The following is a 15416-nucleotide window of genomic DNA, read 5'->3' as shown; positions in this document are numbered from 1 at the left end:
CGTAAATGAGTGTTTGACTTTATTAGCAATGGCTTGCTTTCGCAACAAATTGAACCGTTGTTTTACTCAGGCTTCCCCGTACTGCCATCAAAGTGACACATCACTGTCATGCGCGCTGATTATGGTCGGGAGACTTCAACCGGAGGACATCCTATGTTCAGCATGGATACCCTGTTTCAGGATCTCGACCCGCAGCAGAAAACCCCTTCCTGGCAACGCAAACTGTTAAAAATCCTGTTCCGCGAAAAAGAGTTTCACCGTTTCGCCGATCAGTATCCGCACCTGAAAGGCATTGATATGGCCGAGCAGGTACTTGAACATTTTAATATCCGCTGTGAACTGACCGAGCGCGACCGGGAGCAGATCCCGAGCTACGGCCCGGTAGTTATCGTAGCGAATCATCCGATTGGCACGCTGGACGGACTGGCGATATTACATGCGGTGGCGTCGGTACGTCCGGATGTCAAAGTGGTGGCGAATCAGTTGCTGTCGCTGGTGTCTTCGCTCGGCAGCCTGATGATCCCGGTGGATAATATGGGCAACCGCACGCGGCGCAATCAGGTCACACAGATGCAGGAACATCTGGAGAATCAGGGCGTGCTGATTGTGTTCCCCGCAGGTGAAGTATCCCGCATGAGTTCGAAAGGCGTGCGCGACGGAAAATGGCACACCGGATTTATCCGCCTCGCCGCCAAAGCCCGTGCACCGGTGGTGCCGGTACATATCAGTGGCAGCAACAGCGCGCTGTTTTATCTCAGTTCTATGATTTACCGCCCGCTCAGTACGCTTTTACTGGTACATGAAATGTTCGGCCAGCGCGGCAACAGCCTGACGCTTAAAATCGGTGCGCGCATTCCGTATACCAGCTGGCACGATGGACAAATGCAGGCGGGCGATCTGGCAGCGCGTTTTCGTAAACACCTTTACCGCCTCGGCGCTGGCAAGCCGGGTTTGTTCCACACCGAAACGTCGATTGCCCGTGCGGAAAACCGTGCGGTACTAAAACACGCGCTGGAAGCCAGCGAAGTGCTGGGCAACACGCCGGACGGCAAAATGATTTACCTCTATCGTCGTCACGGTGAAGACACTGTGCCGATTTTGCGCGAGCTGGGGCGTTTGCGCGAAATCGCGTTCCGCGCCGTGGGCGAAGGCAGTGGTCGCCGCCGTGATCTCGACGGCTATGATGATGATTATTATCACCTGGTTTTATGGGATCCGCAGGCGCTGGAAATTGTCGGTGCTTACCGGTTCATCCCGACCGCAGAACAAGTCGCCAGCAAAGGGCTGAACGGGATCTATAGCCAGAGCCTGTTCCACTATGGCCATCAGATGGACCCGATTCTGGCGCAGGGTATCGAACTCGGGCGCAGCTTTATTCAGCCCGCTTACTGGGGCAAACGCGGGCTGGATTATCTGTGGCTCGGCATCGGCGCGTATCTGGCGAAATATCCGCAGACCCGTTATCTGTTTGGTCCGGTGTCGATTTCCGGCGGAATGCCGCTGCCCGCCCGTGATTTACTGGTGGCGTTTTACCGCCTGTATTTCTCCCCGGCATTACCGCTGGCGACATCACGACGTCCGTATCCGGCTTCGCTGCCCGATGTGTTAGCACAGTTTTGCGGCGATGATTATCAGGAAGACTTGCAGCGCCTGAAACGCCTGCTGGCGAATCTCGGGTGCAGCATTCCGGCGTTGTATAAACAATATTCCGAGCTTTGCGAAACCGGTGGTGTGCAGTTTATTGATTTCGGCAGCGACCCTGAATTCAACAACTGCATCGACGGGTTAGTGCTGGTGGATCTCAGCCAGTTAAAACCGGCGAAGTTTGAGCGGTATATTGCAGTGCATCAGGCAGAATAGATCACCGGGCTTCTCCCTCTTTAACGGGGGAGGAGAAAAACGTCTCTTTCCCGCAGGTTGCCTTATAGTCATCCGCCATTGCCATTTTCAGCAGTAAATCATGACCAATGTAATTGCTCCAGTTGAAGGTATTCTGTAAAACCACTACCGCATTTTTATGCTTCTTATCAAAACCAATATAACTGGAATAGCCGCCGATATAACCGACCTGGTAAGTAATAATCTGGCCATCTTTATAATCCGTGACCCAGGCAATATTGGCCGCTTCTATTTTTCGCTGGAAATAGACTTTTTCCGTCACCTGAATGGCGTCACTGAGATCGCCTGGTTGTGAATCATCAATATGCGCCCGCAGATATTTCAGCAAGTCATCAGCATTACTGTAAAGGCTGGCCGCCGCTACCATATTATTCGAGAAATGCCAGTCGGGAACGACCTCGCCACGGCGGATAAGTTTAGGCTGATCTCCCGCATGTCCAATCGCACGATACGGATAGGCTTTTAACTGGCTGGCATAAAAACTGGTGTTATCCATTTTTAAGGCATTAAAAATAAAGGCATAAGATAATTGCTGGATATCTTCACCGGTTTTCAATTTCAGAATATAACCGAGCAGTGCATACCCTAAATTAGAATATTGCGGCACAAGCAATAATGGCTTTTTAAATGACGACAGATTATCCACAACGGCGTCGCTGTCCAGTTCATGATAGAAGTTGTCGCCGGTATATAAATACCTGAGAAAACTTTCCAACATATCTTTGGTCATTTTCTGACGGGGCAATCCCGAAGTATGCGTCGCCAGTTGCAGCAGAGTGATATTTTTAGCGTCTTCGCTCAGCGGAATATTTTTTGGCAGTAAATCTGCCAGTTTGTCATCCCACTTTAGCTGCCCTTTGTCGACCAGCCCCGCCACCACTTCTCCCGTCACGCCTTTACTGACCGAACCAAGCGCAAATAGCGTTTCGCCATCAATTTTGTAGCCGTTCACCGCGTTGGTATAGCCATAACCCCAGGTTCTGGCCGCGCCGTTATTTCTGATGATCCCGACCGCCATGCCGCTGGATTTTTCTCTGTGCAGATATCGCTGCGCGACGGTATCCACCATGTCGTCAAGATTTTGGCTACAGGCAAGCTGCTTCACTTCATGAGGATTTTCCTCCACCTGCATTTCAGAAAGTGTACCGCATGACGTCAGAAGCAGAGGAAGCATGATGCTTAAACCGGTAAATCGTCCCGTCATTCTTTTCATTTCATTGATTTATACAGCGCAATAGCACGGTAACAATTATGGGTAAACATCAGATGACCTTGTGACAGAGAAAGAGACATGCCGGATGGCGCAGTGCAGGCCGCAGACTGGGTTATTTCTTCGCGCTTTTCAATGAGAAATTGCTGTGTTCCTGATGTTCTTTTCAACAAACCTTCCTGCCCCTTCGGGAATAATTCAAAAACCGACTCAATGAGAATGAAAAATTTCTTTAAATGCATAAAAAATCACTTTAAACATTCACGTCACGAACATTGAATTAACGTAAATTGTTGAATTAGATCAGTTTAATTAATGTTGATGCAACATTTGCCGATAACCTTGATTCACATCCTGCCGCTTTCCTGAAGGCGGGACTTTTAAAATCAGGGGAAAATATGAACATCACACAGCGTCTTTTACTGACGTTCTCGCTGCTTTCTGCGGCCCTTATCACAATGGGCATCGTCGCGATCATGTTGATTTCGGGTTTCCAGAACCGGTTTGAATATGTTCAGGTCAATACGATCCCTTCAATTAAGGATCTCAATAATCTTATTGATCAAAGCAATAAGCTTTCTCTCACCCTCTATAAACATCAGAGCCAGACTGATAACAGCAAAATGCCTGAAGTAGAAACCCGCATTCAGCAGCAGATTACCGGGTTAAAAACGCTGACAGATTATTATCTGCAGCACGACATCTCAGATGCTGAAGATGAAAGGCTGACGCACGTGGCTTTCGACAATATTCGTAAAGTGGAGGAGGCGCTTCCCGCCTTTCTGACCTCTTCACGGGCGCATCAGGACGAGGTCACTCTGGCAATGATTGAGGGCGATGACAGTATCGGCGGGGCTATCCGTCAGCTCATCTCCGATTACCGAAAGCAGCTTACCTTAAATATCAACATTGGTGAGGAGCTGCGGGCCACCAACCACAGCATTTTCAGCACCACACTGTGGGGAATGGGCGGCAGCGTAACGATCATTATCCTGCTGTTGGGATCCCTTGCACTGGCCACCATCCGTCGGGTACGAAAAAGCCTGCTGGACATCGGGGGGATTATGGCCGTTGCCAGCGAGCGGCTTGATCTGACAGTGAGCGCCGATGACAGCCGTCATGATGAAGTGGGCAACATGGCCCGCGCGTTCAACAACCTGATGCAACGCGTATCCGGAGCGCTGCTGTCTGTGAGCGCGGCTTCCCAGTCCGTCAGCAGCGCCTCGGCACAAATCGCGGCCGGTAACGAAGATCTCTCCTCGCGCACCGAGCAGCAAGCGGCCTCTCTGGAACAAACGGCCGCCAGCATGACCGAGCTCAGTGAGACGGTTCGCCAGACGGCTGACAACACGCGCCAGGCCAGCCAGCTGGCGGGTAACATGAATGCGCTGTCGGAGAAAAGTGCATCATCACTTGAGACGATGCTGGGTACGATGGGTGATATCCGCAGCAGTTCGCGCAAAGTCACTGAGATCATCACGCTTATCGAAGGCATCGCCTTCCAGACCAATATTCTGGCGTTAAATGCTGCCGTAGAAGCGGCACGAGCCGGTGAGCACGGTAAAGGCTTTGCTGTTGTTGCCGGTGAAGTCAGAAATCTTTCACAACGTTCGACCACCGCCGCGCGTGAGATAAAAGAACTGATCGACCTTTCCTACAGCCTGATCGAAGCCGGTGCCCATCAGGCGGGCGATGTCGGCGAGAACATGAACTCCATGGGTAATGCCATCCGTCAGGTGACTGATTTGGTCAACGAGATTGCCGCAGCGGCAACAGAACAGAGTCAGGGAATTTCTCAGGTGCATCAGGCGGTCAATCAGATGGATGACGTGACCCAGCAGAACGCCGCGCTGGTTGAAGAAGCCTCTTCAGCCTCGCGCTCGTTGCAGGATCAGGCGGATGGCCTGGCGAGACTGGTCGGCGAATTCCACCTCAGCAACGCCACGGCTCAGCATCAGTCCCTGGCAAAACCGGCGCAGGCACTTGCCGCCCTTCCACGCAAGGAAAAGCCGGGGGCACTCTCAGCCAATGAGGCCGACTGGCAAAGCTTCTGATCAGGCTTTTACCGTCGTCTTATTACCGGGAGAACGTCATTATGGAAAATCTTCAGGAGCATACCGGCCATCTGGAAAAACACAGGGCGCTGGTAGAGAGCTTCGAACAGATGGCGGCGCTGGTGAATCAGCTTGCTACGGGAGAATACCGGTCGCTGGATTTGTACATTAATAACTGCCGCCATTTTCGCGATCGCAGTCTGGAAGTTCAGGCGGTGCTGGCAGATAAGCGTTTTGAAACATATCTGATGCGCAATGATATTACGCTGTATTACAGCATTCACAGCGTAAATATGGCCTTCGGCATGATGACCAACATGCTGGAAAATTTGAAAGGTTTTTTGTCCTGAGAATGTGTTACCGGGGATACGGTAACGCGGCACGGGGTATTTTTTAATCTTTCCCCTGAAGGATCACTTGCTCCTTCAGGGGGATTTTTAATTCACCGCGCAAACAGCACGTCCTGATGGCGGGTACGGGATGAAGAGTGTTAACTGCCACGAACAGCCACCAGATCCTGCGCACATGCCCACGCCGAGCTCCATGCCCACTGGAAATTGTATCCGCCCAGCCAGCCGGTCACATCCACCACTTCGCCGATGAAATACAGGCCGGGGACTTTCGCTGCCGCCATCGTTTTTGAAGATAATTCTTTGGTATCGATGCCGCCGAGTGTGACTTCCGCCGTGCGGTAACCTTCGGTGCCGTTCGGCTGTACCTGCCAGTTTTGCAGTTGCTCAACCAGTTCGGCCTGCTGAGGCACGTTCAGCTGTTTCAGTGTCACGTCCGGCAACTGCCCCAGCGTTTGCAGGCATTCGACCAGACGCTTCGGCAGTTGCATCGCCAGCGTGTTTTTCAGACTCTGATTTGGGTGTTCCTGACGCTGTGCATTCAGAAACGCCGCCAGATCGACATCAGGAAGTAAGTTAACGCTCACAAACTCGCCAGGCTGCCAGTAACTGGAAAGCTGTAAAACGGCCGGGCCGGACATGCCACGATGGGTAAAAAGAATGCTTTCACGGAAGACAGTGCCGTCTTCAGCAGTAAGCACCGCCGGGACTGACACCCCGGAAAGCGTCTGCAAGTGATCGAGCAGCGGCTTGTGCAGGGTAAATGGCACCAGACCGGCGCGGGTCGGCAGTACTTTCAGGCCAAACTGTTCCGCCAGACGGTAACCGAAGGGTGTCGCGCCCAGCCCTGGCATGGAAAGCCCGCCGCTGGCAATAACAAGTGAGTGAGTGCTTACAGTTGAACCATTCACTTTGATAACAAAGCCATTTTCGGTTTTCTGCACGTCGGAAATCTCGCTGCGCAAGCGCACATCGACATTGCCCTGCTCGCATTCTTTATCGAGCATGGTGACGATTTGCTGCGCCGAGTCGTCGCAGAATAGCTGCCCGAGCGTTTTCTCGTGCCAGGCGATGCCGTAACGGTTGACCATATCGATGAAATCCCACTGGGTGTAACGCGCCAGCGCGGATTTACAGAAATGCGGGTTTTCGGAAAGATAGGCAGCGGGTTCGGCATAAAGGTTGGTGAAATTGCAGCGTCCGCCGCCTGACATCAGAATTTTTCGCCCGGTTTTTTTGCCGTTATCCAGCAGCAGAACACGGCAGCCACCCTGTCCGGCCTGTGCTGCGCAGAACATGCCTGCCGCACCTGCACCAATGACTACCACATCAACCTGTTCCACTTTTGGCCTCTCTTTTCCGGAAATTCAACTACGTTTTAGATAAGGTTTGCCCTGTTAACCGGGGCTTTGAGTCGCGGATTGTAAGGGACGGAGGGCTGTTAAACCAGCCAGACAGACTGCTTGCCGGACGTCGTAAGTAAATGTTTCTGCGTTCAAAGGAGGAATAACATATTGATAGATAAATACTTAATTGAAATAAAGCCAAACATTGAACTGTTTTTAGTCAAAAAAATGTCATATTTTCCTTTTCCCGTCCCCCTGTTCTCGCAGATAATGCGCGGCGTTCATGACCACTAACTGGCGTAACAATTATGCTGCATCTATTTGCCGGATTGGATATTCATACCGGTTCGTTATTGATTCTCGCGTTACTGTTTGTTCTGTTCTATGAAGCCATTAACGGTTTTCATGATACGGCCAACGCAGTGGCAACCGTCATCTATACCCGGGCAATGCGTTCGCAATTAGCGGTCGTGATGGCAGGGGTATTTAACTTCTTTGGCGTCCTGCTCGGTGGTTTGAGTGTGGCCTATGCCATCGTTCATTTACTGCCAACCGATTTGCTGCTCAATGTGGGTTCTGCTCATGGCCTTGCCATGGTGTTCTCTATGTTACTGGCCGCGATCATCTGGAACCTCGGTACCTGGTATTTCGGCCTGCCGGCGTCCAGCTCCCACACCCTTATCGGCGCCATCATTGGCGTAGGGCTGACCAATGCATTAATGACTCACACTTCCGTGGTCGATGCGTTAAACATCCCTAAAATGATTGGTATTTTTGCTTCGCTGATTATCTCTCCGCTGGTCGGGATGATTATCGCCGGTACCATGATTTTCCTGCTGCGCCGTTACTGGAGTGGCAATAAGAAACATGCCCGTATCCACCTGACACCGGCGGAACGTGAGAAGAAAGACGGCAAGAAAAAACCGCCATTCTGGACACGTACAGGTCTGATTCTGTCAGCTATCGGCGTGAGTTTCTCTCACGGCGCTAACGATGGTCAGAAGGGTATCGGTCTGATCATGCTGGTGCTGATTGGCGTGGCGCCAGCCGGTTTTGTGGTGAATATGAACGCGACCGGTTACGACATTACCCGTACCCGCGACGCCGTGACACACCTCGGCCAGTATTATCAGCAACATGTTGATGCCGTGCCGCACGTGGTTGCACAGACGCCAATAGTGCCGGCACCGGACGTCAATATCGCACCGACCGATGAGCCTAAAGTGTTCCACTGCGACAGCAGCCACGCACTTGACGCTATCGGCCGCGCGCAAACCCTGCTGACCAATCTTCAGTCTTACAGCGACCTGGCACCGGAAGAACGCAGCCATATGCGTCGCCTGCTGATGTGTGTTTCTGATACTGCGGATAAAGTGGCCAAGCTGCCGGAAACCTCTCCTGCAGACAAACGCTTCCTCGGCGAGCTTAAAACAGACATTCTGCAAACCGTTGAATACGCGCCTATCTGGATCATTATCGCTGTGGCACTGGCACTGGCGCTGGGTACGATGATTGGCTGGAAACGTGTCGCAACCACTATCGGTGAGAAGATTGGTAAGAAAGGCATGACTTACGCACAGGGTCTGTCTGCACAGCTCACGGCGGCGGTCTCCATCGGCGTAGCCAGCTATACCGGCATGCCGGTATCCACCACGCACGTGCTGTCTTCTGCGGTCGCAGGAACCATGATTGTCGATGGTGGCGGTGTGCAGTCGAAAACCGTGAAAAACATCGCGATGGCGTGGGTCTTAACCCTGCCTGTGTCGATTGTGCTTTCCGGTGTCCTGTACTGGATTGCACTGAAGCTGATCTGATGATTGTCTGACCGGCATGAAATAAAAAGGCGACCTTGCTCAGCAGGTCGCCTTTTTTGTTTCCTTTTTCACGCATCCTCCCTCGCGTTTCTTTCCGTTTCTAATACCAAATCAGCATGGCTAACATACTGATTAATATTAAACCGACCAATGCTGTTGTCAGGATAAACTGACCGCGAACCCGTTCACAACGGCGAATAAACTCAGGATCGTGATGTTCAACGTAGCGCTGAGCATAAATATAGCGTACCAACCTTATTTGCTTGCTGGGCTGACCGTGAGACGTAAAAAATCCTCCTCCATCAACGTACTGATACAGCAGCGGATCACACCCTCGCAGAACCACCAGCAATGCGCGCAAAGAAGAGTAATAGCGCAGCATATTCACTACACACACAAAACATAAAGCCCAAAACAGCGCAACGGGACTGATCATGATTCCCCCTCAAGGCGAACTGACACCGCGCAATGCGCCCGTCGTGCTGGCACACACCCGGCGTTTCGCCCTGCCTTTCCGCAATTTCACACCCCCGGGCTACGTTCGCCCGCCCTCTTGCCCTATCACAGAAGATTGCCAAAACAGGAGACGCCTGCATTATTCAGTGTAGGAAACGAATCCGTAACTGTTCATATTATTTATATCTATACATAGCCGGAAACGGAAATGGGATCTGTATGCTTGATTTATTTAACCCTTTTGGCGCTATACTGAAGTCATGAGTTTTGCATGATGCTGATATTGCTATTAACCGACTTATGGAAGGAGTTTTCTTATGGCTTACAAACACATACTTATTGCTGTGGACTTGTCACCGGAGAGCAAAGTTCTGGTCGAGAAAGCCGTTTCCATGGCGCGTCCGTATAACGCCAAAGTGTCCCTGATCCACGTTGATGTAAACTATTCCGACCTGTATACCGGTCTGATCGACGTTAATCTGGGTGACATGCAGAAACGTATTTCCGAAGAAACGCATCACGCGTTGAACGAACTGTCGCAAAATGCCGGCTATCCGATTTCAGAAACCCTGAGCGGCAGCGGTGATTTAGCGCAGGTGCTGGTGGATGCCATCAACAAATATGGCATGGACTTAGTACTGTGCGGCCATCACCAGGATTTCTGGAGCAAACTGATGTCCTCCGCACGCCAGCTAATCAACACCGTTCATATCGACATGCTGATCGTGCCGTTGCGCGATGAGGAAGAAGAAGAATAAGAGGCGTTGTTGTTAATTTAAAAAAGCCCGCTGGTTTTCACCTGCGGGCTTTTTTTTATGACAGTAGTGGAAAGACGTTACAGCAGCGGCTTTCTATAACGGCGTATAGATATCAAACCGGTGGCTCTTGGTCACCACGGCGGCCTGTGCAGGGATGTCGGCCATCGGCGGCGCATAGTCCGGGCGTTTCACCACAATACGTTTGGTCGCTAAACGGCGTGCCGGTTCCAGCAGGCCATCAGCATCTTCGTCCGGGCCGACCAGCCCCTGAAACACGCGCATCTCTTTCTTCACCAGCGCACTTTTCTGTTTGTGCGGATACATCGGGTCGAGATACACCACTTCCGGCTTTGGCGAAAGCTCAGCAAGCGCCGTCAGGCTTGAGACGTGCAGTAGCGTCATACGCTCGCGCAGCCACGGGCCGATTTCTGCATCGCGATAACCCCGCGCCAGCCCGTCATCAAGCAGTGCCGCGACCACCGGATTACGCTCCAGCATCCGCACTTTGCAACCCAGAGAAGCCAGCACAAACGCATCGCGGCCCAGCCCGGCGGTCGCGTCGACGACATCCGGCAGATAGCGCCCCTTGATGCCGACAGCTTTGGCCACCGCTTCACCGCGTCCGCCGCCAAATTTGCGACGATGCGCCATCGTGCCACCGACAAAATCGACATAAATCGCGCCGAGTTTCGGCTCATCACGTTTACGTAATTCCAGACGTTCAGGCGTCAGCACCAGTGCCATCACAGCATCCGGGTCAGACGTCAGATTCCAGCGCTGCGCCAGAACAGATAAGGCGCCTTCATCGGCGCCTTCTTCACACAGTAAACACACACTCACAGGCAGAGGTTATCCTTTGATTCCGTAGTGGCGCAGCATAGCATCCAGCTGCGGCTCACGCCCGCGGAAGCGTTTGAACAGTTCCATTGGCTCTTCGGAACCGCCGCGCGACAGAATGTTATCCAGGAACGACTGACCGGTTTCGCGGTTGAAAATCCCTTCTTCTTCAAAGCGGGAATAGGCATCTGCAGACAGCACTTCCGCCCACAGATAGCTGTAGTAACCGGCCGCATAACCGCCTGCAAAGATGTGGCTGAAGGCATGCGGGAACCGGCCCCATGAAGGTGACGGCACCACGGCAACCTGTTTCTTGATTTCAGCCAGCGTTTGCAGGATTTGCGCGCCTTTAGCCGGGTCATATTCCGCATGCATACGGAAATCGAACAGGCCGAATTCCAGCTGACGCAGGATAAACAACGCCGCCTGATAGTTTTTCGCCGCCAGCATTTTATCCAGCATCTCTTTCGGCAACGGTTCGCCGGTTTCGAAATGACCGGAGATGAACGCCAGTGCGTCCGGCTCCCAGCACCAGTTTTCCATAAACTGGCTTGGCAGCTCGACGGCATCCCACGGCACACCGGCAATACCGGCGACTCCCGGCGTGTCGATGCGGGTCAGCATATGATGCAGGCCGTGACCGAATTCATGGAACAGCGTCGTGACTTCGTTATGGGTAAACAGCGCCGGTTTGTTGCCGACCGGACCGTTAAAGTTACAGGTCAGGTACGCGACCGGTTTTTGCAGTTCGCCGTCGGCTTTACGCATGCTGCCAACGCAGTCGTTCATCCATGCGCCACCGCGTTTGTGTTCGCGGGCATACAGGTCGAGATAGAAGCTGCCGCGCAGGTCGCCGGTTTCATCGAACAGGTCGAAGAAACGCACGTCTTTATGCCAGGTTTCTACGTCTTTACGTTCTTTGGCGGTGATGCCGTAAATGCGTTTCACCACTTCAAACAGCCCTTCCAGCGCACGCTGCTCAGGGAAGTATGGACGTAACTGTTCGTCGTTGATGGAGAACAGATGCTGTTTCTGTTTTTCGCCGTAGAACGGCAAATCCCAGGCTTCCATTTCGTCCACACCGAAATGTTCTTTGGCGAAAGCACGCAGTTGGGCCAGTTCCTGCTCGCCCTGCGGACGCGCACGGGTTGCCAGACCGCTCAGGAAGTCGATCACCTGTTTCGGGCTTTCGGCCATTTTGGTGGCGAGAGACATATCCGCGAAAGAATCAAAACCTAACAACTGAGCCAGTTCGTGACGCAGCGCCAGTTCTTCGGCCATGACTTCACTGTTGTCCCACTTACCGGCATTCGGACCCTGATCGGAGGCGCGGGTAGCAAATGCGCGGTACATCTCTTCACGCAGTTCACGGTTTTCGCCATAGGTGATCACCGGCAGATAGCTCGGGATATCCAGCGTCAACAGCCAGCCTTCCTGCTCTTTCGATTCTGCCAGCGCTTTCGCGGCGGCCAGCGCACTTTCCGGCAGACCTTTCAGGTCATTCTCATCAGTGATGAGTTTGCTCCAGCCCATCGTGGCGTCGAGCACGTTGTTGCTGTAGGTCGAACCCAGCTCAGACAGACGCGCGGAAATTTCGCCATAGCGCTTTTGTTTTTCCATCGGCAAACCAATGCCGGACAGCTCAAAATCACGCAGCGCGTTATCAATGGCTTTTTTCTGTGCCACGGACAGCGTGCTGAAATGTTCGCTGTCTTTTAAATCGCGGTAGGCCTGATACAAACCGGCGTGCTGCCCGGTCCAGGTGCTGAATTCAGACAGAATCGGCAGGCACTGCTCGTAAGCTTCACGCAGTTCCGGGCTGTTTTTTACGGCATTAAGATGCCCCACTGGCGACCAGATACGGCTCAGGCGGTCATCACTTTCGGCCAGCGGTTGACACAGATTTTCCCAGGTATAAGGCGCGCCCTGCGCGACAACACGTTCGATCGTCTGACGGCTTTCTTCGATAGCGGATTTCATCGCAGGGACAATATGTTCAGGCTTGATCGCAGAGAAAGGAGGCAGGGAGAACGGTTTTAAGAGCGGATTCGACGCGTTTTGCTGTTCAGTCATAGGGCCAGTCCTTCGTAATAGCGTTTGGGGCTGATGCGCCTGTGGCGCACCACGCCGTGAATTCGGGTCGTCTTAAAGATGACGTAACTTCTAACATGCGGTCAAGTTACGGGGAAATCAATGGGTGGCGGCGGGATAGTCTTTAATGGATAATGCCGCGAAGCCGCAGGAGAAGCCGCACATGTTGAGTTACCGCCACAGTTTTCACGCCGGCAACCATGCCGATGTACTGAAACACACCGTTCAGAGCCTGATCATTGAATCTCTGAAAGAAAAAGAAAAGCCCTTCCTTTATCTCGACACCCACGCGGGTGCCGGGCGTTATCAGCTGAGCGGCGAACATGCCGAACGTACTGGCGAATATCTGGAAGGCATCGCGCGCATCTGGCAGCGGGACGATATTCCTGAAGAACTGGCGGCGTATATGTCAGTCGTCAATCACTTCAACCGCAACGAGAGCCTGCGTTATTACCCGGGTTCACCGCTGATTGCCCGTCAGTTGCTGCGCGAAGACGACAAGCTGCACCTGACCGAACTGCACCCGAGCGATTTCCCGCTGCTGCGCAGTGAATTCCAGAAAGATGACCGTACCCGCGTTGCGCGTGCCGACGGTTATCAGCAGTTGAAAGCCCAGTTGCCACCACCTTCACGTCGCGGGCTGATCCTGATGGACCCGCCGTACGAAATGAAAACCGATTATCAGGATGTGGTAAAAGGCATTCAGGAAGGCTACAAACGTTTTGCCACCGGCACTTACGCGTTGTGGTATCCGGTGGTGATGCGCCAGCAAATTAAGAAAATGCTGCGTGATCTCGAAGCAACCGGCATCCGCCGTATTCTGCAAATCGAACTGGGCGTGCGTCCCGACAGCGATCAGCGCGGCATGACCGCTTCCGGCATGATCGTGATTAACCCGCCGTGGAAACTCGAGCAGCAGATGAACAACGTGCTGCCGTGGCTGCTCAAAGTGCTGGTGCCTTCCGGTACCGGTCACACCACGGTGAACTGGGTAGTGCCTGAGTAAGTAAAGAATTTCCCTTCGCTGAGGCCTTTTTCTAAGGTCCCAGCTATCAAACCTATTGCAGTCATCGATCCAAACTTTGCGACAAAACGCATTCACGCGCTAAACTCACAAGCAATTTTTAAGATTAGCGACGCCGGTATGGCGTTCTTCATTTTTGACAACTCATGGAAAATCCGATGACCAAACATTATGACTATCTGGCAATTGGCGGCGGCAGCGGCGGTATCGCATCAATCAACCGTGCAGCCATGTATGGGAAAAAATGTGCGCTGATCGAAGCTAAAGAGCTGGGCGGCACGTGCGTCAACGTGGGTTGTGTCCCGAAAAAAGTGATGTGGCATGCCGCGCAAATCGCTGAAGCGATCCGCAACTACGGCCCGGATTACGGCTTTGATACCACCGTGAACAGCTTCAACTGGAAAACGCTGGTCGCCAACCGTACCGCCTACATCGACCGTATCCATACCTCGTACGATAACGTGCTGGGCAAAAATAACGTTGATGTGATCAAAGGCTTCGCCCGTTTCGTTGACGATCATACTGTGGAAGTGAACGGTGAGAAGATCACGGCAGATCACATCCTGATCGCTACCGGCGGACACCCGAGCCATCCGGATATTCCGGGTGCAGAATACGGCATTGATTCAGACGGTTTCTTCGATCTGACCGAAATGCCAAAACGCGTTGCGGTGGTTGGCGCAGGTTATATCGCGGTAGAAATCGCCGGTGTGATGAACGCGCTGGGTGCTGAAACTCACCTGTTCGTGCGTAAACACGCGCCGCTGCGGACTTTCGATCCGCTGATCGTTGAAACGCTGGTGGAAGTGATGGAAACCGAAGGCCCGGCGCTGCATAAAGAATCCATTCCGAAAGAAGTGGTGAAAAATGCCGACGGCAGCCTGACGCTTAAGCTGGAAAACGGTCAGGAATTTGAAGTCGACAGCCTGGTCTGGGCGATTGGCCGCGAACCGGAAACCGATAACTTCAATCTGAAAGCGACCGGCGTGAAAACCAACGAAAAAGGTTACATCGTCGTCGATAAGTTCCAGAACACCAGCGTAAACGGGATTTACGCCGTTGGCGATAATACCGGTGCCGTTGAACTGACTCCGGTTGCCGTTGCTGCGGGTCGTCGTCTGTCTGAGCGTCTGTTTAACAACAAACCTGACGAACATCTGGATTACAGCAACATTGCGACCGTGGTGTTCAGTCACCCGCCAATCGGTACGGTCGGTCTGACTGAACCGCAGGCGAAAGAGCAGTTCGGCGAAGAAAACGTGAAAGTCTACAAATCTGCTTTCACCGCCATGTACACTGCCGTCACTCAACACCGCCAGCCGTGCCGCATGAAACTGGTGTGCGTCGGTGCTGAAGAGAAAATCGTCGGTATCCACGGCATCGGCTACGGTATGGATGAAATGTTGCAGGGCTTTGCGGTCGCACTGAAAATGGGCGCGACCAAGAAAGACTTCGACAACACCGTCGCCATCCACCCGACCGGTGCGGAAGAGTTTGTGACTATGCGTTAATTCGCGGGGCTTGCGCTGAGTCGCAATGCACTGAAAGGCTGCCGATCGGCTAATGCCGATCGTTTA

General features: G+C 52.8%; 13 protein-coding genes. 7 read left to right on the top strand and 6 right to left on the bottom strand.

Translation table 11 applies throughout. The features are described 5' to 3' along the window. Window positions 1-153 precede the first annotated feature (153 nt). Window positions 154-1860 (top strand): lysophospholipid acyltransferase family protein, encoded by a 1707-nt coding sequence (locus UC14_RS06360; RefSeq protein ID WP_037033733.1) that lies wholly within the window; start codon window positions 154-156, stop codon window positions 1858-1860. A gap of 1 nt (window position 1861) precedes the next feature. On the opposite strand, the gene UC14_RS06355 is transcribed toward UC14_RS06360, so the two are convergent. Then, window positions 1862-3073: a serine hydrolase gene (locus UC14_RS06355; RefSeq protein ID WP_112152015.1), complete on the bottom strand. Its 1212-nt coding sequence runs from the start codon at window positions 3071-3073 to the stop codon at window positions 1862-1864. A 35-nt stretch (window positions 3074-3108) separates the two neighbouring features. Further along, window positions 3109-3351, bottom strand: a complete 243-nt coding sequence (locus UC14_RS06350) for a hypothetical protein (RefSeq protein ID WP_013573530.1) — start codon at window positions 3349-3351, stop codon at window positions 3109-3111. A 156-nt stretch (window positions 3352-3507) separates the two neighbouring features. Here UC14_RS06350 and UC14_RS06345 point away from each other — a divergent pair, with 156 nt between their 5' ends. Both UC14_RS06345 and UC14_RS06340 read left to right on the top strand, forming a co-directional pair. Beyond that, window positions 3508-5163 (top strand): methyl-accepting chemotaxis protein, encoded by a 1656-nt coding sequence (locus UC14_RS06345; RefSeq protein WP_013573529.1) that lies wholly within the window; start codon window positions 3508-3510, stop codon window positions 5161-5163. Between the two features lie 41 nt (window positions 5164-5204). Then, the gene (locus tag UC14_RS06340; protein WP_013573528.1) at window positions 5205-5513 is read left to right on the top strand and encodes a hypothetical protein; all 309 of its coding nucleotides are present in this window, start codon (window positions 5205-5207) and stop codon (window positions 5511-5513) included. Window positions 5514-5653: 140 nt separating this feature from the next. Here the strand turns inward: UC14_RS06340 and UC14_RS06335 are convergent, their stop codons facing one another. Beyond that, window positions 5654-6856: an NAD(P)/FAD-dependent oxidoreductase gene (locus tag UC14_RS06335; RefSeq protein ID WP_112197401.1), complete on the bottom strand. Its 1203-nt coding sequence runs from the start codon at window positions 6854-6856 to the stop codon at window positions 5654-5656. Window positions 6857-7167: 311 nt separating this feature from the next. Here UC14_RS06335 and pitA point away from each other — a divergent pair, with 311 nt between their 5' ends. Continuing rightward, a complete protein-coding gene (gene pitA, locus UC14_RS06330; RefSeq protein WP_013573526.1) occupies window positions 7168-8673 on the top strand; it encodes an inorganic phosphate transporter PitA in 1506 nt (501 codons plus the stop codon). A gap of 100 nt (window positions 8674-8773) precedes the next feature. On the opposite strand, the gene uspB is transcribed toward pitA, so the two are convergent. Beyond that, window positions 8774-9109 (bottom strand): universal stress protein UspB, encoded by a 336-nt coding sequence (gene uspB / locus UC14_RS06325; protein ID WP_013573525.1) that lies wholly within the window; start codon window positions 9107-9109, stop codon window positions 8774-8776. Window positions 9110-9446: 337 nt separating this feature from the next. On the opposite strand from uspB, the gene uspA reads away from it, so the two are divergent. Next, window positions 9447-9887 (top strand): universal stress protein UspA, encoded by a 441-nt coding sequence (gene uspA / locus UC14_RS06320; protein ID WP_013573524.1) that lies wholly within the window; start codon window positions 9447-9449, stop codon window positions 9885-9887. A gap of 93 nt (window positions 9888-9980) precedes the next feature. Here the strand turns inward: uspA and rsmJ are convergent, their stop codons facing one another. Continuing rightward, window positions 9981-10727, bottom strand: coding sequence for a 16S rRNA (guanine(1516)-N(2))-methyltransferase RsmJ (gene rsmJ, locus UC14_RS06315; RefSeq protein ID WP_037033739.1), 747 nt, complete (start codon window positions 10725-10727; stop codon window positions 9981-9983). 9 nt (window positions 10728-10736) lie between these two features. Continuing rightward, a complete protein-coding gene (gene prlC / locus UC14_RS06310; protein ID WP_112151950.1) occupies window positions 10737-12797 on the bottom strand; it encodes an oligopeptidase A in 2061 nt (686 codons plus the stop codon). Between the two features lie 181 nt (window positions 12798-12978). On the opposite strand from prlC, the gene UC14_RS06305 reads away from it, so the two are divergent. Beyond that, window positions 12979-13821, top strand: a complete 843-nt coding sequence (locus UC14_RS06305) for a 23S rRNA (adenine(2030)-N(6))-methyltransferase RlmJ (protein ID WP_112197404.1) — start codon at window positions 12979-12981, stop codon at window positions 13819-13821. Between the two features lie 176 nt (window positions 13822-13997). After that, window positions 13998-15350, top strand: coding sequence for a glutathione-disulfide reductase (gene gorA / locus UC14_RS06300; protein WP_112197400.1), 1353 nt, complete (start codon window positions 13998-14000; stop codon window positions 15348-15350). Window positions 15351-15416: the final 66 nt, after the last annotated feature.

The organism is Rahnella sp. NRRL B-41462 (assembly GCF_003263525.1).
Lineage (GTDB): Bacteria > Pseudomonadota > Gammaproteobacteria > Enterobacterales > Enterobacteriaceae > Rahnella > Rahnella aceris.
Note: the sequence above shows the minus strand (reverse complement) of the source record. Positions and strands in the feature narration are given on the sequence as shown.